This window comes from Methylocystis sp. (genome assembly GCF_051061225.1).
Classification (GTDB): Bacteria; Pseudomonadota; Alphaproteobacteria; order Rhizobiales; family Beijerinckiaceae; genus Methylocystis.
Genome location: NZ_JBPFEB010000042.1, coordinates 1 through 26,270, shown reverse-complemented (window position 1 = coordinate 26,270; position 26,270 = coordinate 1). Strand labels below are relative to the sequence as shown.

Annotated in this window: 23 protein-coding genes and 1 other RNA gene; 15 read left to right on the top strand and 9 right to left on the bottom strand. The window is 66.7% G+C overall.

Annotation, left to right across the window (positions count from 1 at the left end):
- The first annotated feature begins 268 nt into the window (after positions 1 to 268).
- The 13 genes from ACR652_RS08670 (at position 269) to ACR652_RS08610 (ending at position 17,168) form a co-directional block, all read left to right on the top strand.
- Positions 269 to 2,005, top strand: coding sequence for a formate--tetrahydrofolate ligase (locus ACR652_RS08670; RefSeq protein ID WP_434506111.1), 1,737 nt, complete (start codon positions 269 to 271; stop codon positions 2,003 to 2,005).
- Positions 2,006 to 2,090: 85 nt separating this feature from the next.
- Positions 2,091 to 3,284: an aminotransferase class V-fold PLP-dependent enzyme gene (locus tag ACR652_RS08665; protein ID WP_281804749.1), complete on the top strand. Its 1,194-nt coding sequence runs from the start codon at positions 2,091 to 2,093 to the stop codon at positions 3,282 to 3,284.
- A gap of 89 nt (positions 3,285 to 3,373) precedes the next feature.
- Complete coding sequence (locus tag ACR652_RS08660) at positions 3,374 to 4,315, top strand: D-2-hydroxyacid dehydrogenase (RefSeq protein ID WP_434506110.1); 942 nt, start codon at positions 3,374 to 3,376, stop codon at positions 4,313 to 4,315.
- Positions 4,316 to 4,400: 85 nt separating this feature from the next.
- A complete protein-coding gene (locus ACR652_RS08655; RefSeq protein WP_434506109.1) occupies positions 4,401 to 5,261 on the top strand; it encodes an NADP-dependent methylenetetrahydromethanopterin/methylenetetrahydrofolate dehydrogenase in 861 nt (286 codons plus the stop codon).
- A gap of 1 nt (position 5,262) precedes the next feature.
- Positions 5,263 to 5,892 (top strand): methenyltetrahydrofolate cyclohydrolase, encoded by a 630-nt coding sequence (gene fchA, locus ACR652_RS08650; protein ID WP_434506108.1) that lies wholly within the window; start codon positions 5,263 to 5,265, stop codon positions 5,890 to 5,892.
- Between the two features lie 137 nt (positions 5,893 to 6,029).
- A complete protein-coding gene (locus tag ACR652_RS08645; RefSeq protein ID WP_434506107.1) occupies positions 6,030 to 7,202 on the top strand; it encodes a malate--CoA ligase subunit beta in 1,173 nt (390 codons plus the stop codon).
- An 18-nt stretch (positions 7,203 to 7,220) separates the two neighbouring features.
- Positions 7,221 to 8,105 carry a succinate--CoA ligase subunit alpha gene (gene sucD, locus ACR652_RS08640; RefSeq protein WP_434506106.1) on the top strand — a complete coding sequence of 295 codons (885 nt, stop codon included), beginning with the start codon at positions 7,221 to 7,223 and terminating at the stop codon, positions 8,103 to 8,105.
- Between the two features lie 99 nt (positions 8,106 to 8,204).
- Entirely contained in the window at positions 8,205 to 10,952 is a 2,748-nt protein-coding gene (locus ACR652_RS08635) for a phosphoenolpyruvate carboxylase (RefSeq protein ID WP_434506105.1), read from the top strand.
- Positions 10,953 to 11,033: 81 nt separating this feature from the next.
- Positions 11,034 to 12,008: an HpcH/HpaI aldolase/citrate lyase family protein gene (locus tag ACR652_RS08630; RefSeq protein WP_434506104.1), complete on the top strand. Its 975-nt coding sequence runs from the start codon at positions 11,034 to 11,036 to the stop codon at positions 12,006 to 12,008.
- Positions 12,009 to 12,201: 193 nt separating this feature from the next.
- The gene (locus ACR652_RS08625; protein WP_434506103.1) at positions 12,202 to 13,566 is read left to right on the top strand and encodes a glycerate kinase type-2 family protein; all 1,365 of its coding nucleotides are present in this window, start codon (positions 12,202 to 12,204) and stop codon (positions 13,564 to 13,566) included.
- A 160-nt stretch (positions 13,567 to 13,726) separates the two neighbouring features.
- A complete protein-coding gene (locus ACR652_RS08620) occupies positions 13,727 to 14,578 on the top strand; it encodes an NADPH-dependent oxidoreductase (RefSeq protein WP_434506102.1) in 852 nt (283 codons plus the stop codon).
- Between the two features lie 14 nt (positions 14,579 to 14,592).
- Positions 14,593 to 15,876 (top strand): MFS transporter, encoded by a 1,284-nt coding sequence (locus ACR652_RS08615; protein WP_434506101.1) that lies wholly within the window; start codon positions 14,593 to 14,595, stop codon positions 15,874 to 15,876.
- 74 nt (positions 15,877 to 15,950) lie between these two features.
- The gene (locus ACR652_RS08610; RefSeq protein WP_434506100.1) at positions 15,951 to 17,168 is read left to right on the top strand and encodes an LL-diaminopimelate aminotransferase; all 1,218 of its coding nucleotides are present in this window, start codon (positions 15,951 to 15,953) and stop codon (positions 17,166 to 17,168) included.
- A gap of 141 nt (positions 17,169 to 17,309) precedes the next feature.
- Here ACR652_RS08610 and ACR652_RS08605 read toward each other — a convergent pair whose 3' ends face one another.
- The 3 genes from ACR652_RS08605 to ACR652_RS08595 all read right to left on the bottom strand — a co-directional run bounded on the left by ACR652_RS08605 (position 17,310) and on the right by ACR652_RS08595 (position 19,008).
- Entirely contained in the window at positions 17,310 to 17,609 is a 300-nt protein-coding gene (locus ACR652_RS08605) for a ComEA family DNA-binding protein (protein ID WP_434506099.1), read from the bottom strand.
- A gap of 104 nt (positions 17,610 to 17,713) precedes the next feature.
- Positions 17,714 to 18,319, bottom strand: a complete 606-nt coding sequence (gene pth, locus ACR652_RS08600; protein WP_434506139.1) for an aminoacyl-tRNA hydrolase — start codon at positions 18,317 to 18,319, stop codon at positions 17,714 to 17,716.
- Positions 18,320 to 18,393: 74 nt separating this feature from the next.
- Positions 18,394 to 19,008, bottom strand: coding sequence for a 50S ribosomal protein L25/general stress protein Ctc (locus tag ACR652_RS08595; RefSeq protein ID WP_434506098.1), 615 nt, complete (start codon positions 19,006 to 19,008; stop codon positions 18,394 to 18,396).
- A gap of 231 nt (positions 19,009 to 19,239) precedes the next feature.
- Between ACR652_RS08595 and ACR652_RS08590 the strand changes: the two genes are divergently transcribed.
- The gene (locus ACR652_RS08590) at positions 19,240 to 20,457 is read left to right on the top strand and encodes a beta-ketoacyl-[acyl-carrier-protein] synthase family protein (protein WP_434506097.1); all 1,218 of its coding nucleotides are present in this window, start codon (positions 19,240 to 19,242) and stop codon (positions 20,455 to 20,457) included.
- Positions 20,458 to 20,781: 324 nt separating this feature from the next.
- Positions 20,782 to 22,077, top strand: coding sequence for a UDP-N-acetylglucosamine 1-carboxyvinyltransferase (murA, locus tag ACR652_RS08585; protein WP_434506096.1), 1,296 nt, complete (start codon positions 20,782 to 20,784; stop codon positions 22,075 to 22,077).
- 16 nt (positions 22,078 to 22,093) lie between these two features.
- On the opposite strand, the gene ACR652_RS08580 is transcribed toward murA, so the two are convergent.
- The 6 genes from ACR652_RS08580 to ssrA all read right to left on the bottom strand — a co-directional run.
- Positions 22,094 to 24,415 carry an ATP-dependent helicase gene (locus ACR652_RS08580; RefSeq protein WP_434506095.1) on the bottom strand — a complete coding sequence of 774 codons (2,322 nt, stop codon included), beginning with the start codon at positions 24,413 to 24,415 and terminating at the stop codon, positions 22,094 to 22,096.
- 87 nt (positions 24,416 to 24,502) lie between these two features.
- A complete protein-coding gene (locus ACR652_RS08575; RefSeq protein ID WP_434506094.1) occupies positions 24,503 to 24,760 on the bottom strand; it encodes a hypothetical protein in 258 nt (85 codons plus the stop codon).
- A 110-nt stretch (positions 24,761 to 24,870) separates the two neighbouring features.
- On the bottom strand, positions 24,871 to 25,137 hold the full coding sequence (locus ACR652_RS08570) for a ribbon-helix-helix domain-containing protein (RefSeq protein ID WP_434506093.1): 267 nt from the start codon (positions 25,135 to 25,137) through the stop codon (positions 24,871 to 24,873).
- Entirely contained in the window at positions 25,134 to 25,337 is a 204-nt protein-coding gene (locus ACR652_RS08565; RefSeq protein ID WP_434506092.1) for a DUF4169 family protein, read from the bottom strand. The genes ACR652_RS08570 and ACR652_RS08565 overlap by 4 nt, the downstream gene beginning before the upstream one ends.
- 13 nt (positions 25,338 to 25,350) lie before the next feature.
- Positions 25,351 to 25,950 (bottom strand): SspB family protein, encoded by a 600-nt coding sequence (locus ACR652_RS08560; protein ID WP_434506091.1) that lies wholly within the window; start codon positions 25,948 to 25,950, stop codon positions 25,351 to 25,353.
- Positions 25,951 to 26,019: 69 nt separating this feature from the next.
- Positions 26,020 to 26,270: a transfer-messenger RNA gene (gene ssrA / locus ACR652_RS08555) on the bottom strand; the annotation flags it as partial.

Below are 26,270 nucleotides of genomic sequence, written 5' to 3'. Positions count from 1 at the left end.
GCAACGGTCCACGCGCGCGCGCGAATGGCTGCTTGACGGGCAATTTTTATTGCCGTCATACGAAGCGCTGCATCAAGGACGTTCGATGGGCTCATTGCGCGCGGAGGGCTGGCCGGGCGCGAGCCAGGGCCGCAACGGGCCAGGAGCGAACTTACCGGCGGTCGTTTAAGGGACCGGCGACGCGAGACGAGCGGGACGCCGCCGCTTGCGCCTGAGGTCGATAATTTCAAAGGGCCTGGGACACGGGCTCGAGAGGGAGTGGAGCTATATGTCGACAACAACGTCAGCCGCCGCGCCGGGCGCGAGCGGGAAAGACAACCAGCACCTTTCGCCCAAGTCGGATATCGAGATTTCCCAGGCCGCCAAGATGCGGCCGATCGTCGATGTGGCGCGCGACAAGCTCGGCATCGCCGCCGAGCACATCCAGCCCTACGGCCATTACAAGGGCAAGATTGCGCTCGATTACATCTCGTCGCTGGAAGGCAAGCCCGACGGCAAGCTGATCCTCGTCACGGCGATCACCCCCACCCCGGCGGGCGAAGGCAAGACGACCACCACGGTCGGCCTCACCGACGGCCTCAACCATATCGGCAAGAAGGCGCTGTGCTGCCTGCGCGAGCCCTCGCTCGGCCCCTGCTTCGGCGTCAAGGGCGGCGCGGCGGGCGGCGGCTACGCCCAGGTCGTCCCGATGGAGGACATCAACCTCCACTTCACCGGCGACTTCCACGCCATCGGCGCGGCCAACAATCTGCTCGCGGCGCTGATCGACAATCACGTTTACTGGGGCAATTCGCTGGCCCTCGACACGCGCCGCATCTCCTGGCGCCGCGTCGTCGACATGAACGACCGCGCCCTGCGCTCGATCGTCTCCTCGCTCGGCGGCGTGTCGAACGGCTTCTCGCGGGAAGACGCCTTCGACATCACGGTCGCCTCGGAAGTCATGGCGATCTTCTGCCTCGCCTCGAACTTCGCCGATCTGCAGAAGCGCCTCGGCAACATCGTCGTCGGCCAGACGCGCGAGAAGAAGAACATCCGCGCCTCCGAGCTGAAGGCGGCGGGCTCCATGGCCGCGCTGCTCAAGGACGCGATCGCGCCGAACCTCGTGCAGACGCTCGAGAACAACCCGGCGATCATCCATGGCGGCCCCTTCGCCAACATCGCCCATGGCTGCAACTCGGTCATCGCCACCAGGTCCGGCCTCAAGCTCGCCGATTATGTCGTGACGGAAGCCGGCTTCGGCGCCGATCTGGGCGCGGAGAAGTTCTTCGACATCAAATGCCGCAAGGCGGGCTTCAAGCCCGACATCACGGTGATCGTCGCGACCATCCGCGCGCTCAAGATGCACGGCGGCGTCGCCAAGGACGATCTGAAGGGCGAGAATGTCGCCGCGGTCGAGAAGGGCTTCGAAAATCTGAAGCGCCACATCGCCAACGTGCGCAAGTTCGGCGTGCCGGCGCTGGTCACGGTCAACAAGTTCTCGTCCGACACGCCGGCCGAGATGGAGGCGCTGTACAGGCTCTGCAAGGCGGAAGGCGTCGATTGCGTCGTGGCCGACAATTGGGGTTCCGGCGGCGCCGGGGCGGCCGATCTCGCCCGCGCGGTGGTGCAGACCATCGAGACGCAGCCCTCGAACTTCAAGCCGCTCTATCCCGACGACATGCCGCTCGCCGAGAAGGTGCGCACGATTGCGAAGGAGCTGTACGGCGCCGCCGACATCTCCTATGACTCGAGCGTCAAGGCGCGCTTCGCGGAGCTGGAGAAGGAGGGCTTCGGCCATCTGCCGGTCTGCATCGCCAAGACGCAATACAGCTTCTCGACCGACCAGAACGCCAAGGGCGCGCCCTCGGGCCACACCATCCCGGTTCGCGAGCTGCGTCTCTCGGCCGGCGCGGAGTTCGTCGTCGTGGTGTGCGGCGACATCATGACGATGCCGGGCCTGCCGAAGGTCCCGGCCGCCAACAACATCGAAGTGGGCGCCGACGGCCGCATCTCCGGCCTGTTCTAGCCGCTTTCGAAAAGATCAGCGGCGCCCGCAAGGCGCCGCCGGTTCGCTCATCCTGCAAACCAATCGGCTCAACAAGGAGCAAAAAATGCAGAATTCCCGCGTTCCCGGCAAAAACTTCCTCTTCGTGCCGGGCCCGACCAATCTTCCCGACCGCATCGTGCGCGCCATGGCCGTCGCCTCGGAAGATCATCGTTCGCCGACCTTCCCCGACCTCGTGAAGCCGCTGTTCCCGGGCCTCAAGAAGGTGTTCGGCACCGAGAAGGGCCACGCCTTCATTTTCCCGGCGTCCGGCACCGGCGGCTGGGAAGCGGCCATCACCAACACGCTGTCGCCCGGCGACAAGGTTCTCGCCCAGCGCTTCGGCCAGTTCTCGCATCTGTGGATCGACCTCTGCCGCCGTCAGGGCCTCGAGGTCATCGTGCAGGAGCGTCCGTGGGGCACCGGCAATGATCCGGAGCTGATCGAGGAGACGCTGAAGGCCGACAAGAATCACGAGATCAAGGCCGTTCTCGCCACCCACAACGAGACCGCCACGGGCGTGACCTCGGACATCGGCGCCGTCCGCAAGGCGATCGACGCCGCCAAGCACCCGGCGATGCTCTTCGTCGACGGCGTGTCCTCGGTCGCCTCGCTCGAGTTCAAGATGGACGAATGGGGCGTGGACGTCATCGTCTCCGGCTCGCAGAAGGGCTTCATGCTGCCGGCCGGCCTGCTGCTGATGGCGGCGAGCCCGAAGGCCATCGAAAAGGGCAAGACCAACAAGGGTCGCCGCGCCTATTTCGAGTTCCAGGACATGATCGCGCAGAACGCCAACGGCTACTTCCCCTATACGCCGTCCGTTCCGCTGCTCTACGGCCTGAAGGAGTCGCTCAACATCCTGTTCGAAGAGGGTCTCGACCAGGTCTACAAGCGCCACCATCATCTGGCCGAAGGCACGCGCGCCGCTGTCGCGGCCTGGGGCCTGAAGACCTGCGCCAAGGAGCCGAAGTGGAATTCGGACACCGTCACCGCCATCGTGGTGCCGGAAGGCTTCGACGCCGCCAAGGTCATCGAGACCGCCTACAAGCGCTACAACCTCGCGCTCGGCGCCGGCCTGTCGGAAGTCGCCGGCAAGGTGTTCCGCATCGGCCACCTCGGCGACCTCAACGAGCTGATGCTGCTCGGCGCCATCGCCGGCGCGGAAATGGCGATGCTCGACAACGGCATCAAGATCCAGCCCGGCTCCGGCGTCGCGGCGGCTCAGGCGGTCTATCGCGCCAATCCGCTCCTCAAGATGTAATTTGGCTGATCCCTCTCCCCGCACGCGGGGAGAGGGTCTCTCCCGAGACGGGAGAGCACGAAAGAGACCAGTAAAACCGGGGAAAGTTCATGTCGCACAAAATCGTCTTTCTGGATCGCGAAACGCTCGACGCCAATGTGCGCAAACCCAATTTCCCGCATGAGTACACGGAATATGCGCAGACCTCGCCCGACCAGATCGTGGAGCGCGCGAAGGACTGCGACATCATCATCACCAACAAGGTTCCGCTGCGCGAGGCGACGCTGAAGCAGCTCCCCAAGCTGAAGCTCATCGCGGTCGCCGCCACCGGCACGGATGTGATCGACAAGGCCTACACCACGGCCAACGGAATCACCGTCTCGAACATCCGCAATTACGCCTACAACACGCTCCCCGAGCATGTCTTCGCGCTCATCTTCGCGCTGCGCCGCAATCTCGTGAACTATGTCGACAGCGTGCGCCATGGCCGCTGGGGCTATGTCAACCAGTTCTGCTACTTCGACTATCCGATTTACGACATCGCCGGCTCGACGCTCGGCATCATCGGCTATGGCGCGCTCGGCAAGCAGGTCGAGACCCGCGCCCAGGCGCTCGGCATGAAGGTGCTGATCAACGACGTGACCGACATTCCCGGCAAGGTCGACGTCGCCACCATTCTCCGCGAGGCCGACGTGGTGACGCTCAACATTCCGCTGACGCCGCAGACGAAGAACATGATCGGCGCCAAGGAGCTGGCGTCGATGAAGAAGACCTCCTGCATCATCAACACGGCGCGCGGCGGCATTATCGACGAGGAGGCGCTCGCCGATGCGCTGCGCAAGGGCGTGATCGCCGGCGCCGGCCTCGACGTGCTGACCGCCGAGCCGCCGAAGAACGGCAACGTCCTGCTCGATCCGACCATTCCGAATCTGATCATCACGCCGCATGTCGCCTGGGCCTCGAAGGAAGCGATGCAGGTGCTGGCCGATCAGCTTGTCGACAATATTGACGCCTTCGTGGCCGGCGATCCGCGCAATGTGGTGACGGCCTGAGATAACGAGACATTTTCTGCTCCGTCCCCTCGCGCCGCGCGGGGACGGCAAAGCGGCGGCCCGTCCGCCAGAGCGTGAGACGCACATGACCAAGAAGCTTCTTTTCCTGTTCGACACTGATCCCGTGGCCAGCGTGTTCGACACCGTCGTCGGTTACGACGGCGGCGCGGACCACATCATCGGCTATGGCGGGGTCAATCCCGAGAATGTCGGCGCGCTCGTCGACGGCTGCATCTACACGCGCGGCCCGAAGGAAAAGCAGTTTACGGCGATCTTCGTCGGCGGCGGCTCCATGGTCGCGGGCGAGGCGGTGTTCAAGGCGGTGAAGAAGCGCTTCTTCTCCAACTTCCGCGTCTCCTGCATGCTGGACTCCAACGGCTCCAACACGACCGCCGCCGCGGGCGTCGCGCTGCTCGCCAAGGCGGGCGATCTGAAAGGCAAGAAGGCCGTCGTGCTCGCCGGCACCGGTCCGGTGGGCATGCGCGCCGCCGCCATGCTGAACATCGAAGGCGCGGAGGTCACCATCACCTCGCGCGAGCAGTCCCGCGCCGACGCCGCCGCGAAAGCCATTCAGGAGCGTTTCGGCTTCACGCCGAAGGCTGTCGAAGCCCGTGACAACGCCGCCCGCGCCGAAGCCATCAAGGGCGCGCAGGTCGTCTTCGGCGCCGGCGCCATCGGCGTCGAGCTGCTCGCCGAGGCCGACTGGAAGGACAATCCGACCGTCGAGCTTATTGCCGACTGCAACGCGCAACCGCCGCTCGGCGTCGCCGGCGTCGAGGCGACCGACAAGGCCAAGGAGCGCCACGGCAAGACCGTGATCGGCGCGCTGGGTCTGGGCGGCCTCAAGCTGAAACTGCATCGCGAATGCGTCGGCAAGCTCTTCGAGAGCGCCGACAAGGTGTTCGACTGCGAAAACATTTACGCCCTTGCGAAAGAGCTGGCCTGACATGAGCGCGAAGACGGAAACGATCGGCAAATTTCTCGACGAACTGGCCAGCGACGCGCCGACTCCGGGCGGCGGCGGCGCGGCGGCGCTGTCGGGCGCCATGGGCGCGGCGCTGGTCTCGATGGTCTGCAATCTGACCATCGGCAAGAAGAATTACGAGGCCGTCTCCGAGGATCTGAAAAAGACCCTCGCCCGCGCCGAGGCGCTGCGTGAAGAGCTGACCAGGGGCATCGACGAGGACGTCGTCGCCTTCAACACGCTGATGGGCGCCTATGGCCTGCCGCGCGCGACGGATGACGAGAAGGCCGCGCGCTCGGCCGCGATTCAGGACGCGCTGAAGACGGCGACGCTCGCCCCGCTCGCGACCTGCAAGGTCTGCTACGAGGTGATCGCCCTGTCGAAGGAAGCCGCCGACAAGGGCAATCTCAACGTCATCAGCGACGCCGGCGTCGCCGTGCTCGCCGCCAATGCGGGCCTGCGGAGCTGCGCGCTCAACGTCTTCATCAACGCCAAGTCGATCAAGGACCGCGACTTCGCTGAAAAGCAGCTCGCCGAGGTCAATGCGCTGCTCGCCAAGGCGAGCGCCGAGACCGAAGCGGTCTATGAGGTGGTGCGCGGCAAGATCGGCTGATCGGGGCGACCCCCACCCCGGCCCTCCCCCTTGCAGGGGAGGGAGCGACGCGCGAGGGGTGAATGTCCCTCCCCGGCAAGGGGAGGGTCAGGGAGGGGTCTCTCCCAACGAAAACGGAAACCGGGGAGGATCGGGAAATGGACGTCCACGAGTACCAAGCCAAGGAAATACTGGCGGCCCATGGGGTCGCGGTTCCACCCGGCACCGTGGCCTACAGCCCCGACCAGGCCGTTTACGCCGCCACCGAACTCGGCGGCTCCCATTGGGTGGTCAAGGCGCAGATTCACGCCGGCGCGCGCGGCAAGGCGGGCGGCGTCAAGCTCTGCCGCACCTATCACGAGGTGCAACAGGCGGCGCGCGATCTGCTCGGCAAGCGGCTGGTGACCTCGCAGACGGGGCCGGAAGGCAAGCCGGTCCAGCGCGTCTATGTGGAAGTCGCCGATCCGTTCGAGCGCGAGATCTATCTGGGCTACGTCCTCGACCGGAAGCTCGAACGCGTGCGCGTTATCGCGTCCAAGCATGGCGGCATGGACATCGAGGAGATCGCCCGCACGGCGCCGGACGAACTGCTTCAGGTGATCGTCGAGCCGGCGGTCGGCCTGCAACAGTTTCAGGCGCGCGAGCTCGCGTTCCAGCTCGGCCTCAATCTCAAGCAGGTGTCGCGGGCGGTGCAGACCATCATGGGCGCCTATCGCGCCTTCCGCGACAATGACGCCACCATGCTCGAGATCAACCCGCTCGTCATCACCAAGGACGACAAGGTGCTCGCGCTCGACGCGAAAATGTCCTTCGACGACAATGCGCTGTTCCGCCGCCGCAACATCGTCGACATGAACGACGCCTCGCAGAGCGATCCGCGCGAGGCGCAGGCCCATGAGCACAATCTCAATTACATCGGCCTCGACGGCGAGATCGGTTGCATCGTGAACGGCGCCGGCCTCGCCATGGCGACGATGGACATGATCAAGCACGCTGGCGGCAATCCGGCGAACTTCCTCGACGTCGGCGGCGGCGCCTCGCCGGAGCGCGTCGCGACCGCCTTCCGCCTCGTGCTCTCGGACCGCCGCGTGAAGGTGGTGCTGGTCAACATCTTCGCCGGCATCAACCGCTGCGACTGGGTGGCGCAGGGCGTCGTCGACGCCGTGCGGCAGGAGCAGATCCAGGGCGTGCCGCTGGTCGTGCGCCTCGCCGGCACCAATGTCGAGGCCGGGCGCAAGATCATCGCCGAGAGCGGCATTCCGATCATCGTGGCCGACACGCTCGCCGACGCGGCCGAGAAGGCCGTCGCCGCTTACAAAAGCGTCAAGTAAGCGGCGGGAGGGACATCCATGAGCATTCTCATTGACGAAAAAACGCCCATCCTCGTCCAGGGCATCACGGGCGACAAGGGCAGCTTCCACACCAAGGAAATGATCGACTACGGCAGCAATGTCGTGGCCGGCGTCACGCCCGGCAAGGGCGGCAAGACGCATCACGGCGTGCCGGTGTTCAACACGGTCAAGGAAGCCGTGAGGGCGACGGGCGCGCAGGCGACGATCACCTTCGTCGCGCCGCCCTTTGCGGCGGACGCCATCATGGAGGCGGCGGATGCGGGCGTTCGCCTCATCTGCTCCATCACCGACGGCATTCCCGCCCAGGACATGATGAAGGTGAAGCGCTATTTCCTGCGCTTCCCCAAGGACCGCCGCCCGATGATGGTCGGCCCCAATTGCGCCGGCATCATTTCGCCCGGCAAGGCCATGCTCGGCATCATGCCGGGACATATCTACAGCAAGGGCTCGGTCGGCCTCATCTCGCGCTCGGGCACGCTGGGCTATGAAGCGGCTTCGCAGCTCAAGGCGGTCGGGCTCGGCATCTCGACCTCGGTGGGCATCGGCGGCGATCCGATCAACGGCTCGTCCTTCCTCGACCATCTCGTGCTGTTCGACAAGGACCCGGAGACCGAGGCCGTGCTGATCATCGGCGAGATCGGCGGGCCGCAGGAGGCGGAGGCCGCCGCCTGGATCAAGGAAAACTTCTCCAAGCCGGTGATCGGCTTCGTCGCCGGCCTCACGGCCCCGAAGGGCCGTCGCATGGGACATGCGGGAGCGATCATTTCGGCCGCCGGCGATAGCGCGGCGGAGAAGACCGAGACCATGAAGGCCTATGGACTGACCGTGGCGCCCAATCCGGCGGAATTCGGTTCGACCGTCGCGCGGGTGCTCGGGCGCTGAGGGCGCCCGGAGGCCGTCATGTCACCACGCGCCGCGCCGGCTTTCGGCGCGGCCGTCACGCCGCCTGAGGGCGTTTCTCAAAACGCGCAAGGAGTTTGCATGAGCGCCGAGACACAGAACACGAGAAGCGCGATCAGCCTTCCTTCGGCTTTCGCAACGCGTTCTGTCACGGAGGCCTCGGCCTTTTTGCGCGAGCAGTTGCTGGCCGTGATTCACCGGCACATGCCGGAGATCGAGGCGGTGGTGCGCGACTCCAAGGGGGCGGCGGGGCTCACGCCGCGCAACATGGCGCGCGCGCTTCAGGCGCAGGGCATTCTGTTCCAGCTCGTCTCCATCGCGGAACAGGCCTACGCCATGCGCCGGCGCCGGCGCATCGAGCGCGAGAAGGGCCACGACAAGCTGCTCGGCACCTTCGATTATGTGCTGTCCAGCGCGGCCGCCGCCGGCGTGAGCGCCGCCGACGTTCACGCGCAATTGCAGACCCTGCGCATCCGCCCCGTCATCACCGCCCATCCGACGGAAGCCAAGCGCGTTTCGATCCTCGAAAAATACCGCCGCATCTATCTGCTGATGCGCGAACTGGAATCCACCCGCTGGACCGATCGCGAGCGCGAGGCGCTGGTCAAGGCGATCTATGATCAGGTCGAACTGCTTTGGCTCACCGGCGAGCTGCATCTCGAAAAACCGACCGTCGAGCATGAAGTCGCCTGGGGACAGCATTTCTTCCAGGAGAGCATCTTCGACCTCGCGCCGGAGCTGCTGTCCGCCTTCGAGCGCGCCCTGAAGCGCCATTATCCGAACGAGACGTTCGAGGTCACGCCGTTCTTCCAGTTCGGGTCCTGGATCGGCGGCGACCGCGACGGCAATCCCTTCGTCACCAATGAGGTGACCCGCCGCACCATGCGCCAGAACGCGACGGCGAGCCTCAACTATTATCGCACGCGTGTCGTCGATCTCGTGCGCATGCTGTCGATCAGCGAGCGCGCCGCCGCGATTCCGCCCGCCTTTCTGGAGGAGCTCGAGCGTCGTCTCGCCGAGCTGCACGACGGCCCGGCCATCGCCCAGCGCAATGACAAGGAGCCCTATCGCCAGTTCGTCACGACGATCCTGCGCAAGATCGACAACACGCTCGCGGCGACCAACGGCGAGCCGACCTCCGGCCCGCGCTATACGAGCGCCGACAAGCTCATCGGCGATCTGCTGCTGCTCGAATCGGTGCTGGCGGAAGCGAAGAGCGAGGCGCTGGCGATCGATCTCGTGCGCCCGCTGCGTCGCGCCGTGGAGATTTTCCGCTTCAGCACCGTGCGCCTCGACATTCGCCAGAACACGACGCGCACCACCTCGGCGCTGCATGAGCTGTGGCGGATCAGGACCGGGGGCGAGACGCCGCCCGAGCTGCTGTCGCCGGAATGGCGCGCGTGGCTCCTGAAAGAACTCGACGCGCCCCGCGCCGCGCCGATCCCGCGCGATGCGCTCACCCCCGACACGCGCGACGTGATCGAGATGTTCGAGGTCGTGGCCGACATGCGCGCGAGCCTCGACCGCGAGGCTTTCGGCAGCTTCATCCTGTCGATGACCTCTTCGGCCAATGACGTGCTCGGCGTCTATCTGCTGGCGCGGGAGGCGGGTCTTTTCGCCGGCGGCCCCGGCGGCGATTACATCACTTTGCCGATGGTGCCGCTGTTCGAGACCATCGGCGACCTTCAGGACGCGCCGGCGATCATGCGCGATCTCTTGCAGATCCCGGTCGTTCGCCGCAGCACGCAGGCGCAGGGCGATCTTCAGGAAGTGATGATCGGCTATTCCGACTCCAACAAGGACGGCGGCTTCCTGTCGTCGAACTGGGAGCTGTTCAAGGCGCAGGCGCGGCTGACCGAGGTCGGCAATGAGATGGGCGTCGCCATCGCCTTTTTCCACGGCCGCGGCGGTTCGGTTTCGCGCGGCGGCGCGCCGACTGGCCACGCCATCGCGGCGCAGCCCGCGGGCTCCATTCGCGGCCGTTTCCGCTCCACGGAACAGGGCGAGGTCGTCTCCTTCAAATATGCGAACCGCGGCACGGCGGCCTATCAGATGGAGCTGCTCGCCTCCTCCGTCTTCGCCCATGCGCTGCGCTCCGAGCGCGAGGACGCGCTGGTCCCGCGCAAGGATTTCGACGAGGCGCTGGAAGAAATCTCGCAAGCTTCCTTCGCGGCCTATCACAAGCTGATCTCCGACCCCGATCTCGTGACCTATTTCCAGGCCGCGAGTCCGCTCGAGGAAATTTCGCTGCTCAACATCGGCTCGCGCCCGGCGCGCCGCTTCGGCGCCAAGAGCCTGGCCGATCTGCGCGCGATCCCCTGGGTCTTCGCCTGGGCGCAGAACCGCCATTCGATCACCGGCTGGTATGGCGTGGGCTCCGGCCTCAAGGCGTTTGTGGACGCGCGCGGCGACCGGGGGCTGGAGCTTCTGCGCTGGATGTTCGAGGATTCGCGTCTCTTCCGCCTCATCCTCGACGAGGTGGAGAAGACGCTGGCGCTGGTCGACATGGGCATCGCGAAGCAATACGCCGGGCTCGTCGCCGACGAAGCCGTGCGGGACAAGATCTTCAGGATGATCGAGGACGAATGCGCGCTGACGCGCGACATGGTCCTGCGCGTCACCGGCGACCGCGAGCTGACCGAACGCTTCAAGGAATACGCCGCGAGACTCGCGCACCGTCTCCCGGTCATCAACGACGTCAATCGTGAGCAGGTCGAGCTGTTGCGCCGGTTCCGGTCGGCGCAGAGCGACGCCGAGAAGGAGGACGCGAAAGTGCCTCTGCTCATCTCCATCAGCTGCATCGCCGCGGGCCTCGGGGCCACCGGCTAAATGCATCCTGGCGCGCTTCTCCTGCGGTTTTGCAAGCCCGCCGAAGCGCATCTTTGCACTTAAAGAGGAAGGAAGGACATTATGAGCTTTACCCTGATTGAACAGGCCACGCCGCGCCTGCACCGTTCCGAGCTGGCCGTTCCGGGCTCCGCGCCGGGCATGTTCGAGAAGGCCGCCCAGTCGAAGGCCGACCAGATCTTCCTCGATCTCGAAGACGCCGTCGCGCCGGACGACAAGGAGCAGGCGCGCAAGAACATCATCCAGGGCCTCAACGACATCGATTGGGGCAAGAAGGTGATGACGCTGCGCATCAACGGCCTCGATACGCATTACTGCTATCGTGACGTCGTCGACGTTCTGGAGAACTGCCCGCGTCTCGACGTGGTGCTGATTCCCAAGGTCGGCGTGCCGCAGGACGTCTACGCGATCGACATGATGATCACGCAGATCGAGCAGTACAAGAAGCGCACCAAGCGCATCGGCATCGAAATCCTCATCGAGACCGCGCTCGGCATGGCCAATGTCGAGGCCATCGCCCAGTCGTCGAAGCGCCTTGAGGCCATGTCCTTCGGCGTCGCCGACTACGCCGCCTCGACCCGCGCCCGCACGACCGTCATCGGCGGCGTGAACCCGGATTACGGCGTTCTCACCGACAAGAAGGAAGACGGTTCGCGCGACTACTACTGGATGGACCAGTGGCACGCCGCCCAGACCCGCATGATGGTCGCCTGCCGCGCCTATGGCCTGCGCCCGATCGACGGCCCGTTCGGCGACTTCAATGATCCGGAAGGCTACAAGGCCGCCGCCAAGCGCGCCGCGGTGCTGGGCTATGAGGGCAAGTGGGCGATCCACCCCTCGCAGATCGAGCTGGCCAACGAGGTCTTCACGCCGTCCGAGGCCGAAGTGACCAAGGCCCGCCGCATTCTCGCGGCGATGGAAGAGGCCGCCAAGGCCGGCAAGGGCGCCGTGTCGCTCGACGGCCGTCTGATCGACATCGCCTCGATCCGCATGGCCGAGGCGCTGATCGAGAAGGCCAACTCCATCTCCGGCTCCTGATAAGACCCCCCTCTCCCCGCTCGCGGGGAGAGGGTTGGCCCCCTCCCTGTCCCTCCCCCGCAACGCGGGAGAGGGGACGCTCGTGATCAGCGTTGTGGATGAAGGCCGGTATCTGCTCCCTCTCCCGCGTCAGCGGGGGAGGGGTGGGGAGGGGGTCCCTCCAAACCCCAAATAATTTTCCCGGAAAGCCATCATGTCCGACGACCATCGCCAGCTTCTCCGCGCCATGTTTGACGCCGCCGTCGGCGCCGCGCATCCGTCCCTCTGCCTGCCGCAGCACCTTGCGAAGATCGAGCCGCCCAAGGGCCGCACCATCGTCATCGGCGCCGGCAAGGCGGCCGCCTCCATGGCGGCGGCGGTGGAAGCGAACTGGAAAGGCGGGCCGCTCGAGGGCCTGGTCGTCACGCGCTATGAGCATGGCGCGCCCACCAGCCAGATCGAGGTGATCGAAGCGTCGCATCCGGTGCCGGACGCCGCCGGCCGCGAGGCCGCCAAGCGCATTCTCGAAAAGGTGCAGGGCCTCACCGAGGACGATCTGGTGCTGGCGCTGATTTCCGGCGGCGGCTCGGCGCTGATGGCGCTGCCGGCCGAAGGCGTCACGCTCGAAGAGAAGCAGGCGGTCAACAAGGCGCTGCTGAAGAGCGGCGCGAACATCTCCGAGATGAATTGCGTCCGCAAGCATCTCTCCGCGATCAAGGGCGGCCGTCTCGCCCGCGCCGCCGCGCCCGCGCGCGTCGTGGCGCTGATGATTTCCGACGTGCCGAACGACGACCTGTCCGTCATCGCCTCCGGCCCCACCGTGCCCGATCCGACGACGCGCGAGGACGCGCTCGCGGTCATCGCCAAATACCGGATCGACGCGCCGAAGGCGGTGCTGGATCATCTCTCCAGCCCGGACTGCGAGACGCCCAAGCCCGGCGATCCGATCTTCAACCGGGTCGAGAACATCCTCATCGCCACGCCGCAAGGCTCGCTCGACGCGGCCGCCGCCGTCGCGCGCAAGGCGGGCTTTACCCCCTGCATCCTCGGCGATCTGGAAGGCGAGTCGCGCGACGTGGCGCTGGTGCACGCCGGTATCGCCAAGCAGATCGCCAATCACGGCCAGCCGTTCCAGCCGCCGGTCGCCATCATTTCGGGCGGCGAGACGACCGTCACCGTGCGCGGCAATGGCAAGGGCGGGCGTGACGCGGAGTTTCTGCTCGGCCTGACGCTGGCGCTGGAAGGGTTCGGGGGCGTTTCGGCCATCGCCTGCGACACCGACGGGATCGACGGCGTGGAGACCAACGCCGGGGCCATGATGCTGCCCGACAGCTTCGCCCGCGCCCAGGTCAAGGGCGTCGATCTCAAGGCGCTCTTCGCCAACAACGACGCCTTCACCGCCTTCGAGGCGCTGGGCGATCTCGTGGTCACTGGCCCGACGCGGACGAACGTCAACGACTTCCGCGCCATTCTGGTGCCCGGGCGCGTCGGCGCCAAGCACGCCGCCTCCCCCGCCGCTCCGGCCGCCGGGGAGGGGCTCGGCGGGCAGTTGATGCGTCTGCTGGGGCTCCAGAAGTAAGGGTTCGCTGCGGCGCCGCAAGCTTCTTGGAGCGGCGCGGCAAGCTTGTTAGACTGACGCCGAAACCGCGCCGGGCCTGACGCCCGGCGCCGCCTTGTACGCCGCCACGACGCATTCCTGCATGAGGTGTGGCGACACGATGAACCATCCGGGAAGCTCCATGAACAAGCCCGTCAGCCCCGACACTTTCGACGCGCGCGGCGCGGCCGCCATGTTCGAGCGCTATCGCCGCGCCGATTCGCCCAGGCCCGCGATCTGGAACGACACGCTCGACCTGCTGCTCGCGCATCGCTCCCACCGCAACTATCTCGATCAGCCGTTGCCGCCCGGCGCTCTGGAGACCATTTGCGCCGCCGCGCAATCGGCCTCGACCTCCTCCAATCTTCAGGTGTGGAGCGTGGTCGCGGTCGAGGACGAGGACCGCAAGAACCGCCTCGCCGATCTCGCCGGCGGCCAGAAGCACATTCGCGACTGCAAGCTGCTGTTGATCTGGCTGTGCGATCTCGCCCGGCTGGAGCTTCTCGGCAAGGAGAAGGGGCGCGACGCCGCCGCGCTGCCCTATCTCGAAATCTTCATGACCGGCGTGGTCGACGCGGCGCTTGCCGCCCAGAACGCCGTCGTCGCGCTGGAGACGCTGGGGCTCGGCTGCTGCTATATCGGCGCCATGCGCAACAAGCCGGAAGAGGTGGCGAAGGAGCTGAACCTGCCGCCGAATGTCTTCGCGGTCTTCGGCATGACGGTCGGCGCGCCCGACCCGGCGGCCAACGCCGGCGTCAAGCCGCGCCTGGGCCAGGCGGCGGTGCTGCATCGCGAGCAGTATCAGTGGGGCGACGCCCAGCGGGAGGCGATCGAGACGCTCGACGTCGTCTTCAAGGACTTTCAGAAGGAGCAGGGTCTTCCCGAACAGGGCTGGATCCGTCAGGTGCTCTCGCGCGTGCGCGGAACCGACGCGATGAGCGGCCGCGACCGCCTGCGCGCGGCGCTGAACGCGCTCGGCTTCGAACTGCGCTGAACAACGAGAGGCCCGTGACCGACACGCTCGTCAGGCCCGCGCGGGCCGCTCCGGTCGATGGAGAGCGCGTCATCGCCAAAGTGGCCTGGCGGCTTGTGCCGCTGCTCATGGCGGGCTTCTTCGTCGCCTATCTCGACCGCGTGAACGTCGGCTTTGCCGCGCTCACCATGAACAGGGAGATGGGCTTCTCGCCGGAATTCTTCGGCTGGGCGGCGGGCGTCTTCTTCATCACCTATTGCCTCTTCGAGGCGCCCAGCAATTACGTCATGCACCGCGTCGGCGCGCGCATCTGGCTCGCGCGCATCATGGTGAGCTGGGGCCTGATCGCGGCGGCCACGGCCTTCGTGTGGAACGAGAACAGCTTCGTCGCGCTGCGGCTGCTGCTCGGCGCGGCGGAGGCGGGATTCGCGCCGGGCGCCATCCTCTACCTGACCTATTGGGTTCCGGCCGCCCAGCGCGCGCGCATCCTCTCGGGCTTTCTCATCGCGGTGCCGCTGGGGAGCGCCATCGGCTCGCCGATTTCCGGCCTGATCATGACGCTGATGGACGGCGTCGCGGGCGTCTCCGGCTGGCGCTGGCTCTATTTCGTCGAGGCGCTTCCCTCCGTGGCGCTGGGCGTCGTCTGCTTCTTCTCCCTCCCGGATCGCCCGGCGCAGGCGACCTGGCTCGACGCCGACGAGCGCGCCTGGCTGGAGGCGACCCTGTCGCGCGAAGAGCCGGGGCATGACGAAAACCACTGGCGCGCGCTGACCGATCGCCGCACGCTCCTGCTCGGCTCCGCCTATTTCGGGGCGGTCATGGCGCTCTATGGCCTGAGCTTCTGGCTGCCGCAGATCATCAAGAGCTTCGGCGCGAGCGTTCTCGCGGCGGGTTTTCTCGCCGCCATCCCCTATGCCTGCGGCGCGATCGCCATGGTGCTGTGGAGCCGCAGCCTCGACCGTCGCGGCCATCCCGCCCTGCATACGGCGCTCGCCTGCCTCGTCGGCGCCGGGGGACTCGCGGCGGCGGCCTATGCGCCCTCGCGCCTTCTCGCGATGGTCGCGCTCACTTTCGCCGCCGTCGGCTCGGCTTCGGTGCTTCCGACCTTCTGGACGCTCTCCACGCTCGCGCTCGGCCCCGCCGACGCGGTCGTCGGCGTCGCCGTAGTGAATTCCATCGGCAATCTGTCGGGCCTTGCCGGCCCATGGCTGGTCGGCCTTATAAAAGGCGCGACGGGGGAGTTTTCTCACGCGCTGCTGGCCCTCGCGGCCGGGCCGTTGCTGACCGCGCTGCTGATCCTGCGCGTCGCCGGCCGCTGACGGGCGAAGCGGCGTTTGGCGAAGCGGCGCGAAAGCCGCTAGACTCACCGCTTCATGAATCGGAACGGATCGAAATGTCGGATTTCTATCGCATCAAGCGCCTGCCGCCTTACGTCTTCGAGCAGGTCAATCGCCTGAAGGCCAAGGCGCGCGCGTCCGGCGCCGACATTATCGACATGGGCATGGGCAATCCCGATTTGCCCGCGCCCAGACATGTTGTGGAGAAGCTCGTCGAAACCGCCGGGCGCCCGCGCACCGACCGCTATTCCGCCTCCAAGGGCATCGCCGGCCTGCGTCGCGCCCAGGCGGGTTATTATGCCCGCCGCTTCGGCGTGAAGCTCGATCCCGAGACGCAGGTCGTCGCCACGCTCGGCTCCAAGGAGGGCTTCGCCAATATGGCGCAGGCCATCACCGCGCCGGGCGACGTGGTGCTGGTGCCCAACCCCTCCTATCCGATCCATGCGTTCGGCTTCCTGATGGCGGGCGGCGTCATCCGTTCCGTGCCCTCGGCGCCGACGCCGGATTATTTCGCGGCGCTCGAGCGCGCGATGATTCATTCCATCCCCAAGCCGATCGCGGTGATCGTCTGCTATCCGTCCAATCCGACGGCGGAAGTGGCGTCGCTGGATTTTTACAGGGACCTCGTCGCCTTCGCCAAGAAGCACGACATCTTCATCCTCTCCGATCTCGCCTACGCCGAAGTCTATTTCGACGACGATCCGCCGCCCTCGGTCCTGCAGGTGCCGGGCGCGATCGACGTGACGGTGGAGTTCACCTCCATGTCGAAGACCTTCTCCATGGCCGGCTGGCGCATGGGCTTCGCCGTCGGCAATGAGCGGCTCTGCGCGGCGCTGGGGCGCGTGAAGAGCTATCTCGATTACGGCGCCTTCACGCCGATCCAGGTGGCGGCCACCGCCGCGCTCAACGGACCGGACGATTGCGTGAAGGAGATGCGCGCCATCTACAAGAAACGCCGCGACGTGATGGTGGAGAGCTTCGCGCAGGCAGGCTGGCAGATTCCGTCGCCCAGCGCGTCGATGTTCGCCTGGGCGCCAGTGCCGGAGCGATTCCGCGCCATGAGCAGTCTGGAGTTCTCGAAGCTTCTCATCGAGAAGGCGGATGTGGCCGTGGCGCCGGGCGAGGGGTTCGGCGAACATGGCGAGGGCTATCTGCGCCTCGCGCTGGTCGAGAACGAGCAGCGCATCCGCCAGGCGGCGCGCAATCTGCGCCGCTTCTTCGACTCGGCCGATCAGCATTTGCACAACGTCGTGCCGCTCGCGGCCCGCGGCTAGGGCGCTTTCCGCCGAAGCGGAAACCGAATAAAGCGCGACAGGCAAAAAACGAGAACCCGGTCTAATCCAATCAGACCGGGAGGCGCCGACGAGAAAACGCCCGCCGGACGGGGCGGGCGTCGTCTCCTGGTCGATCGCCGGTCAGCGGACGATGAGCTGGTCCTTGACCGGCGCCAGAACATGGCTGGAGACGATCTTTTTCGCCGTCAGATCGTCGACGCTCCTGAAGGGGCGGGCCTTCACGATGGCTTCGGCGATCGTCTTGTCGAAACCCTTGACGCCCGAAAGCTGTTCGACTGTCGCGGAATTGAGGTCGAGCCTCTGGGCTTCGGTCGCCATCTTGGCGGGAGAGGCTTGAGTGGCGGGTTTGGCGGCGGGCGTTTCGGCGAAGGCGGGAGCGGCGACGAAAACGGCGGCGGCGAGCAGAAGCGTGCGGATCATCGTTGAAACTCCATGAGATCGAGACCCTGTCCCGATGGTCTGGAGCATCGCGCATCCGGGCTGAACGGCCGCTGAGAGCGGCGTTCATGCGGCATTTAATTTGATTACTTTTCTCCGACGCGCTTGACCGTGTCGAAGCCCTTCGCCTCCAGCGCGAGATGGAGCCGGTTCTGCAGGCCGGCGTCGTCGCCCTTCACCAGAAGAGCCGCATTGTCGGCCAGCGCGTCGCAGAGCGCCTCGACCCAGGGCTCCTCGCTCTTCGCGAAGTCGTTGAGCACATAGCCATGCACCAGCGACTTGTCGCCGGGATGGCCGATGCCCATGCGCACGCGCTTGTAGTCATTGCCGACATGGGCGGTGATGGAGCGCAGCCCGTTGTGGCCCGCGACGCCGCCGCCGACCTTGATGCGGCATTTGGCCGGCGCGAGATCGAGCTCGTCGTGGAAGACCACGATGTCGCCGAGGGCGATCTTGTGGAAGCGGGCGGCCTCGCCCACGGCGCGGCCGCTCTCGTTCATGTAGGTCTGCGGCTGGAGCAGCATGACCTTCTCGCCGCCGATCGTCCCTTCCGTGGCGAGGCCCTGAAAGCGCGCGCGCGCCGAAGGGAAGCCGTGGCGCCGGGCGATGGCCTCGAGCGCCATGAAGCCGATGTTGTGGCGGTTTCTGGCGTATTGGCGCCCCGGATTGCCGAGGCCGACGAAGAGCAGCATGGGCGCGTTTCTTGCGGTGAAGACGAAAATGGCCGGGAAGACCCCGGCCATTCACACAAGCGGCGAAAGCCCGCTTACTTCTTCTTTTCCGGAGCCGCGGCCGGGGCGGCTTCCTCGGCGCCGCCCGCCGGCGGGGCGAGGCTGGCGACGGTGAAGTTCTTGTCCGGATTGGTGGGCCTGCAGCCCTCCGGCAGCGGGATCTGCGAGATGTGCAGTGAATCGTTGAAGTCCATGCCGGCGAGATCGGCCACGATCGCTTCCGGAATGTTGTCGGCCGGCACGGTCATCTCGACCGAGTGGTAGACGATGTTGAGGGCGCCGCCGCGCTTCAGGCCGGGCGAGGTTTCCTGATTGATGAAGTGGACCGGCACGTTCACCTTGAGGCGCGAACCGGGCTTCAGGCGCAGGAAATCCACATGGATCGGGAAGTCGCGCACGACGTCGAGCTGATAGTCGCGCGGAATGGCGCGCTCCTTCTTGCCGTCGATGTCGAGCTCGAAGATCGTCGTGAGGAAGTGGCCCGCGAAGATCAGCTGGGTGGTGGATTTCTTGTCGAGCGAAAGCGGAGTGGGCGCTTCGCCGCCGCCATAGAGCACTGCTGGAATACGGCCCTCACGGCGAACGCTGCGGGCGGCCCCCTTGCCGGTCCCGCTGCGCACCGTGGCCGCGAGCGTTTTCATCTCGGCCATTGTCGGTGTCCTTTGTAAAAAGAAAAAGCGCCGCTCGCCTCCAGGGGTGTCGGAAACGCAGGCGCTGGGCGCGAGCTTATAGGGGAGGGCGCCGAAAGAGGCAAGCCGCGGCTGCGTCAACGCCTCGCTTGCGTCAGGCGCCCCCGCGACATTAACAGGAGGGCGGAAGATTTTCTAAGGAAGAAAATCCGGCGGCCCGTCCGCCGGAGCATTTGCAGGGGACAGGCCGTCATGACGACAGACCATTCGCGCCGCAGGATCGTCATTACGGGCATGGGCGCGGTCTCCGCGGCGGGCGTCGGCGCGCAGAATCTCTGGATCGCCGCCAAAACCGGCGCCTCCTGCATCCGGACGCTGCGGCTGCCGCGCCCCTATCCGGGCCGCATCAAGATCGCCGCCCAGGTTCCGGAATTCGACCCCGCCGCCTTCATCGAGCCGGAGCTTCTGCCCTATTGCGATCCGTTCACCCAGTTCTCCATCGTCGCCGCCGACGAGGCGGTGGCGCAGGCGGGCTTTGGCCGCAAGGACGTCGGCGGCGTTCGCACGGCGGTGGTGATCGGCACCGGCATCGGCGGCGCCACGACGATCGACGAGACCTCCTACGGCGAATATGTCGAGGGCAAGCGGCCGGACACGCTGTCGGTGCCGCGCCTCATCCCGAGCGCCGCGCCGACGACGCTCGGCATGCGCTATGGCGCCAAGGGGCCGACCTTCGCCCTCGCCTCGGCCTGTTCCTCCGCGACACAGGCGATTGGCGAGGCGTTTGAAATGCTGCGGGCGGGCCGCGCCGACCGCGCCATCGCCGGCGGCGCCGAGGCCTGCGTCACCAATGGCGGAATGCGCGCCTGGGAGGCGCTGCGCGTCCTCACGCCCGATCTCTGCCGGCCCTTCTCGGCGAAACGCAACGGCATGACGCTGGGCGAAGGCGCCGCCGTCTTTGTTCTGGAGACGCTCGAATCCGCGCAGGCGCGCGGCGCCACGCCGCTGTGCGAGCTTGCTGGCTACGGCACGACGAGCGACGCCTTCGATCCGCTGCGCGCCGATGTCGAAGGCCCGGCGCGCTGCATGCGGCAGGCGCTGGAGAGCGCCGGACTCGAGCCGTCGGCGGTCGATTACCTCAACGCCCATGGCACGGCGACCTACGCCAACGACATGACCGAATCGGAGGCGATGCGCCTCGTCTTCGGCGACCGGCCGCCGCCGGTTTCCTCGACCAAGCCGATCCATGGTCATGCGCTGGGCGCGAGCGGCGGGCTGGAGCTGACCGTGACCGTGAACGCGCTGCGCGACCAGATCGCGCCGCCGACGATCAACTTCCTCGAGCCGGACCCTAAATGTCCGGTGGACCCCATCGCCAATGAAGCGCGCCGGATGCCGATCAGGGTCGCCCTGTCGAATTCCTTCGCCTTCGGCGGGATCAACGCGACGCTTGTCGTGAAGGCGCTCTGACGGGCGACCGGCGTGGCGGCGAGGAGCCTGTGTCGGCCCCGCCTTCGGACCAACTCCGCCAGCCGGAACCCCCGCGCTTGCCACCCCTGCCGCGACGCCCTAGGAAGAGCTTGAGTTTTTCCTGAAAGTCGAAGCGATGACGGAACAAGGCAAATCGCCCTCCCCCGCCGTAAAAGCGTCGGATTCGAGCGAAAAAGCTCATGACTCCGAAGCCCGGAAGAAAACGGCCGCCCTTTCCGCGGCGCTCCGGGCCAATCTGGCGCGCCGCAAGGCCCGCGAACGGGCGTTGAGGTCAGCAGCGCGAAAGACGGACAGCGAGGGGTAATGGACAGGATCAGGATTGTCGGCGGCGCGCCGCTCAATGGCGTCATCCCCATTTCCGGCGCGAAAAACGCAGCCCTGCCGCTGATGATCGCCTCGCTCCTCACTCCGGAAACCCTGACGCTCGAAAACATGCCGCTGCTCGCGGACGTCACCCAGCTCGAGCGCATCCTTGGCAATCACGGCGTCGATTTCTCCATCTCCGGCAAGCGCCGGGGCGAGACGGAGAACGCCGGCCGCACGGTGCATTTCACCGCGCGCGAGATTGTCGACACCACGGCGCCCTATGAGCTCGTCTCGCGCATGCGGGCGAGTTTCTGGGTCTTCGCGCCGCTTCTGGCCCGCATGGGCGAGTGCCGCGTGTCGCTGCCGGGCGGCTGCGCCATTGGCACGCGGCCCGTCGATCTGCTGCTGATGGCGCTGGACAAGCTCGGCGCGCGGATCGAGATTGAAAACGGCTATGTCGTCGGTTCGGCGAAGAATGGCCTCGTCGGGGCCGAGATCGACTTTCCGAAAGTCACGGTCGGCGGCACCCATACGGCGCTGATGGCCGCCTCGCTCGCGCGTGGGACCACCGTCCTGCGCAACGCCGCGCGCGAGCCGGAGATTGTCGATCTGGCCGAATGTCTCACCCGGATGGGCGCGCGCATCTCGGGCGCCGGGACGTCCACCATCGAGATCGAGGGCGTGACCTCGCTGTCCGGCGCCCGCCACGCCGTGATGCCCGACCGCATCGAGGCCGGCACCTATGCGATCGCGGTGGCGATGACCGGCGGCGACGTGCTGCTCGCCGGCGCGCGCGCCGATCTCTTCCAGGCGGCGGTGGATGCGCTCGTCGCGGCCGGCGCGAAGATCACCGAGACCAATGAAGGCCTGCGCGTCGCGCGCAACGGCGCGGGCATCTCCCCGGTCGACGTGACGACGGCGCCCTTCCCGGAATTCCCCACCGATCTCCAGGCGCAATTCATGGCGCTGATGACGCGCGCGAACGGGGTCTCGCGCATCACCGAAACCATTTTCGAAAACCGCTTCATGCATGTGCAGGAGCTGGCGCGGCTCGGCGCGCATATCCGGCTCGACGGCGATACGGCGGTGGTCACGGGCTCGGATCATCTCGACGGCGCGCCGGTGATGGCCACCGACCTGCGCGCCTCGGTCTCGCTCGTCATCGCGGCCCTGGCCGCGCGTGGGGAGACGACGATCAACCGGGTCTACCATCTCGATCGCGGCTTCGAGCGGCTGGAAAAGAAGCTCTCCGACTGTGGCGCGCAGATCGAGCGCATCAGCGGGCAGGGCTGATGCCTCCCGCGGCAACTCACCCGGCCTGGAGAAAGCTTTCCAGCACCATCTTGCGTCCCGCCTTGTCGAAGTCGACGGTCAGCTTGTTGCCGTCGACGGCGGCCACCGTGCCGGGGCCGAATTTCATGTGGAAGACCCGCGCTCCGGCGGTCCAGCGCGACCCTCCGGAGGAGCGCGCGACGACCTCGCCCTCGATGGTCAGCGGCGGTTTCGCGTGCGGCCGTTTCTCTCGCGCCGGCTCGGCGCGCGCCGCCTGCGCGCGCTTCCAGCCCGGCGTCGAATAGGACGAGCCGTAGACGTCGAGATTGGCGAAGCGGGACACGGCGTAGCCGCCATAGTGCGACCCGCTCGGCGCCTCCACCACCTCCACATGCGTCGGCGGCAGATTGTCGACGAAGCGGGACGGCACGGTCGGCTGCCACAGGCCGCGAATGCGCCGGTTGCTGGCGAAGAAGATCCTGGCGCGCCGCTTCGCCCGCGTCAGCCCGACATAGGCGAGCCGCCGTTCCTCCTCGAGACCGGCGCGGCCCTGCTCGTCGAGCGCGCGCTGATGCGGGAAAAGCCCTTCCTCCCAGCCCGGCAGATAGACGGTCTCGAATTCGAGCCCCTTGGCGGCGTGGAGCGTCATCACCGAAACGCGCTGCTGCTCCTTCGAGTCCTCGGCCTCCATCACCAGCGAGACATGTTCGAGGAAGGCGGCGAGGTCGGGGAAGTCCTCCATCGCGCGCACGAGTTCCTTGAGGTTTTCGAGCCGGCCGGCGGCCTCCGGCGACTTGTCCTGCCGCCACATCTCCGTATAGCCAGACTCGTCCAGCACCATTTCCGCGAGTTCGTGCTGGGGCTTCGCGTCGATCAGACCGTTCCAGCGGTCGAAATCAGCGATCAGGCTCTTGAGCGCCCCGCGCGGCTTGGGTTTCAGCTCCTCCGTCTCGACGAGGGAGCGCGCCGCCTGCATCAGCGGAATGCGCTCGCGCCGCCCGTAGGCGTGCAGCATCTGCACCGTCGCGTCGCCGAGGCCGCGCTTGGGCGTGTTGATGATGCGCTCGAAAGCGAGATCGTCGGAGGGCTGCGCGACGCAGCGCAGATAGGCGAGCGCGTCGCGAATTTCCGCGCGCTCGTAGAAGCGCGGCCCGCCGATGATGCGATAGGGCAGGCCAATCTCGACGAAGCGCTCCTCGAACTCGCGCATCTGGAAGGAGGCGCGCACGAGGATCGCGATCTCTTCGAGCGAATGCCCCTTGCGCTGCAATTGCTCGATGTCCTCGCCGATGACGCGCGCTTCTTCCTGACTGTCCCAGACGCCGGTGAGCGTCGGCTTCTCGCCCTCCTCGCCATCGGTGAACAGCGTCTTGCCGAGCCGGTCCTCATTATGCGCGATGAGATGCGAGGCGGCGGCGAGGATATGTCCGGTCGAGCGGTAATTGCGTTCGAGACGCACGATTTTGGCGCCGGGGAAATCCTGCTCGAAGCGCAGGATGTTCTCGACTTCCGCGCCGCGCCAGCCATAGACGCTCTGATCGTCGTCGCCCACGCAGCAGACGTTTTGCCGCCCCTGCGAGATCAGCCGCAGCCACAGATATTGCGCGATGTTGGTGTCCTGATATTCGTCGACCAGAATATATTTGAACCGCCGCTGATACTCCGCGAGCACGTCGGCGTGTTCGCGAAAGAGCCGCAGGGATTCGAGCAGAAGATCGCCGAAATCGACGGCGTTGAGGATTTTGAGACGTTCCTGATAGAGCGTGTAGAGCTGCGCCCCCTTGCCGCTGGCGAAGCTCTCCGCCTCCCCCGCCGGAACCTGATTGGGCGACAGGCCGCGATTCTTCCAGCCGTCGATGCGCATGGCGAGCGCGCGCGCCGGCCAGCGCTTGTCGTCGATGTTCTCGGCCTGCAACACCTGTTTGAGCAGACGGATCTGGTCGTCGGTGTCGAGAATGGTGAAATTGGGCTTGAGCCCCACGAGTTCGGCGTGCCGGCGCAGGATCTTGGCGCTGATGGCGTGGAAGGTGCCGAGCCACTGCATGGCCTGTGCGCCTTCGCCGACCAGCATTTCGATGCGCTCGCGCATTTCGCGCGCGGCCTTGTTGGTGAAGGTGACGGCGAGGATCTCATAGGCCCGCGCCCTGCCGAGCGCCATGATGTGGGCGATGCGCGTCGTCAGCGCGCGCGTCTTGCCGGTGCCGGCGCCGGCGAGCACCAGCACCGGGCCGTCGAGCGTCTCGACGGCGGCGCGCTGTTCGGGATTGAGCCCGTCAAGATAGCGCGGCCTCTGCGCCGCCGCCGCGGCCCGCGCCGCAAGCCCGCCCGCCTGCGGCGCGTAATCGTCGAAATCGGTCAAACCGCCTGCTCCTCATGATTCCTGCCGGAACATATAGGAGAACGGAAGGCGAATCACCGATTTAGAGAAAGGGCCTCGCCGACGGCCTCACCAGCGGCGATAGACGGCCGTTCCGCCATAGGGTCCGCGCACGACGCCCCCGCGCGGACCGCCCACCGCCGCGCCGCCATAGGGGCCACGAACCGCATAGCCGCCGTACGGGCCGCGCACAGCTGCGCCGCCATAGGGGCCGACGCAGCCCGCGCGATAATAGCCGCGGGCGCAGACGATCGCCTCGGAGGTCTCGACCTGCGCGAACCAGGCGACGCCTGCGAGCGCGGCGATCAGAAGGATTTTTTTCTTCATTGGCGTCCTCCATGAGGCGATCCGCTGGGGTTCAGGGATCGGCGCCGACCAAGCTGGCCCATTTCGAGGAGACTGGCAAGCGGCAGGCGGGGAGGGCGGAGATTGCGAGGCTAGAGAGGCGCGGGGCGCTCCGCGCGCAGCGCGCCCGCCATCGCTCTTTCCAGCACGAACACCCGCAGCGCGGAGGAGAGATTCGCCCCGCCCCGCCGCGCGTCCACCCGCGCGACCAGTCCGGCGAGCGAGAGGCCGTCGGCGGCGGCGATGTCCTTCAGCGCGCGCCAGAAGGCGTCCTCAAGCGAGATGCTGGTGCGATGGCCGGCGATGACGATCGAATGTTTGACCACGCGGCCCGGCCCTGGCGCGGGCGCGTCGGTCATTCGGGCGCGTCCGAAGTCTCGGGCGGGGTTTCACGCCTGTGCGCGTCGAGACGGGCGTTGTCCAGCCGCTTCTGCGCGGCGCTCAGCTCGCGCTCGCCCTTGGGGCGGCCGAAGGCGACGCGGTTTTCCTGCGCCTGCGCTTCCTTCTCGCGCCGCGCGCGATCCTTGCGGGCGCGGCGGAGATTGACGACGTCGCCCATTCGATCCGCCCGATCAGGGTTTCTTGCGGAAGGCGTCGATGGAGACGACCTTGGCGGCGCCGTCGCCCTCCGCGGCCTCGCCGCCAGTTGCCGGCGCTTCGGTTTTCTTGACCTTCTCGGCCGCCGGCTTCTCAGTCTTCGCGGGGGCGGGCCTGCTCTCCGCCTTCCCCGAAGCGGGGCGGGCGGTCACGAGGCTCGGACGCGGCGGCGGCGCGGCGTCCTCCTCCTCCTCTTCCTCCTCTTCTTCGTCGATGTCGGCGGTCTCGAAGCGCAGGCCGAATTCGACCGAGGGGTCGTAGAAGCCGGTGACGGCGGCGTAAGGGATGTAGAGATGTTCGGGGATCGAGCGGAAGGACAGCGTCACGCCGAAGCCCTCGTCGTCGACGACGAGATTTGAAAACTGGTGTTGCAGGATGATGGTCAGTTCCTGCGGCCACTGCTCCTGCAGGCGGCGCGAAATCTGCACGCCCTCGGCGTCGGTGCGGAAACTGATGGTGAAATGGTGGTCTCCCGGCAGATAGCCGCTCGCCGCGACATCCGCCAAAACCTTGCGGACCACGCCGCGCATCGCGTCCTGAACGAGAAGGTCGTAACGAATAAGATCGGTCGACATGCGCATTTCCCTGGGGCCCGCTGCCAGGCTCCGCCGCGCCCCGTCCAAATTGGGCCGCGCCAAAAAAGAAGTGGAGGCTTCTGTTGCCAGGCGCCTCCGGGCCCCGCCTAGAGGTGCTACCCCCTAGGGCTTTGATCCCAGTACCAGCGCTGCATTACGCAGCGACGGCCACCGGAGCATAGTTGTCGTTGGCAACTATAAGGTTTGACCCGATAACGGCGGTATCATGCCGAGCGAAAAAGCACCCTTTACGCCCCCGTCGATCCTGTTTCGCCCCCGCCGCAGCCCGCGCGGCGCACGGGCTGGGGTGGAGGCGCCGG

Bases quoted from the DNA above. Each gene is read 5' to 3' on its own strand.
- ACR652_RS08560 (WP_434506091.1), bottom strand. From the start codon at position 25,950: ATGTCGACCGATCTTATTCGTTACGACCTTCTCGTTCAGGACGCGATG.
- ACR652_RS08570 (WP_434506093.1), bottom strand. From the start codon at position 25,137: ATGACCGACGCGCCCGCGCCAGGGCCGGGCCGCGTGGTCAAACATTCG.
- fchA (WP_434506108.1), top strand. From the start codon at position 5,263: ATGAGCGCGAAGACGGAAACGATCGGCAAATTTCTCGACGAACTGGCC.
- ACR652_RS08575 (WP_434506094.1), bottom strand. From the start codon at position 24,760: ATGAAGAAAAAAATCCTTCTGATCGCCGCGCTCGCAGGCGTCGCCTGG.
- ACR652_RS08655 (WP_434506109.1), top strand. From the start codon at position 4,401: ATGACCAAGAAGCTTCTTTTCCTGTTCGACACTGATCCCGTGGCCAGC.
- pth (WP_434506139.1), bottom strand. From the start codon at position 18,319: ATGCTGCTCTTCGTCGGCCTCGGCAATCCGGGGCGCCAATACGCCAGA.
- murA (WP_434506096.1), top strand. From the start codon at position 20,782: ATGGACAGGATCAGGATTGTCGGCGGCGCGCCGCTCAATGGCGTCATC.
- ACR652_RS08625 (WP_434506103.1), top strand. From the start codon at position 12,202: ATGTCCGACGACCATCGCCAGCTTCTCCGCGCCATGTTTGACGCCGCC.
- ACR652_RS08630 (WP_434506104.1), top strand. From the start codon at position 11,034: ATGAGCTTTACCCTGATTGAACAGGCCACGCCGCGCCTGCACCGTTCC.
- sucD (WP_434506106.1), top strand. From the start codon at position 7,221: ATGAGCATTCTCATTGACGAAAAAACGCCCATCCTCGTCCAGGGCATC.
- ACR652_RS08595 (WP_434506098.1), bottom strand. From the start codon at position 19,008: ATGGCCGAGATGAAAACGCTCGCGGCCACGGTGCGCAGCGGGACCGGC.
- ACR652_RS08670 (WP_434506111.1), top strand. From the start codon at position 269: ATGTCGACAACAACGTCAGCCGCCGCGCCGGGCGCGAGCGGGAAAGAC.
- ACR652_RS08565 (WP_434506092.1), bottom strand. From the start codon at position 25,337: ATGGGCGACGTCGTCAATCTCCGCCGCGCCCGCAAGGATCGCGCGCGG.
- ACR652_RS08665 (WP_281804749.1), top strand. From the start codon at position 2,091: ATGCAGAATTCCCGCGTTCCCGGCAAAAACTTCCTCTTCGTGCCGGGC.
- ACR652_RS08635 (WP_434506105.1), top strand. From the start codon at position 8,205: ATGAGCGCCGAGACACAGAACACGAGAAGCGCGATCAGCCTTCCTTCG.
- ACR652_RS08590 (WP_434506097.1), top strand. From the start codon at position 19,240: ATGACGACAGACCATTCGCGCCGCAGGATCGTCATTACGGGCATGGGC.
- ACR652_RS08660 (WP_434506110.1), top strand. From the start codon at position 3,374: ATGTCGCACAAAATCGTCTTTCTGGATCGCGAAACGCTCGACGCCAAT.
- ACR652_RS08610 (WP_434506100.1), top strand. From the start codon at position 15,951: ATGTCGGATTTCTATCGCATCAAGCGCCTGCCGCCTTACGTCTTCGAG.
- ACR652_RS08620 (WP_434506102.1), top strand. From the start codon at position 13,727: ATGAACAAGCCCGTCAGCCCCGACACTTTCGACGCGCGCGGCGCGGCC.
- ACR652_RS08645 (WP_434506107.1), top strand. From the start codon at position 6,030: ATGGACGTCCACGAGTACCAAGCCAAGGAAATACTGGCGGCCCATGGG.
- ACR652_RS08605 (WP_434506099.1), bottom strand. From the start codon at position 17,609: ATGATCCGCACGCTTCTGCTCGCCGCCGCCGTTTTCGTCGCCGCTCCC.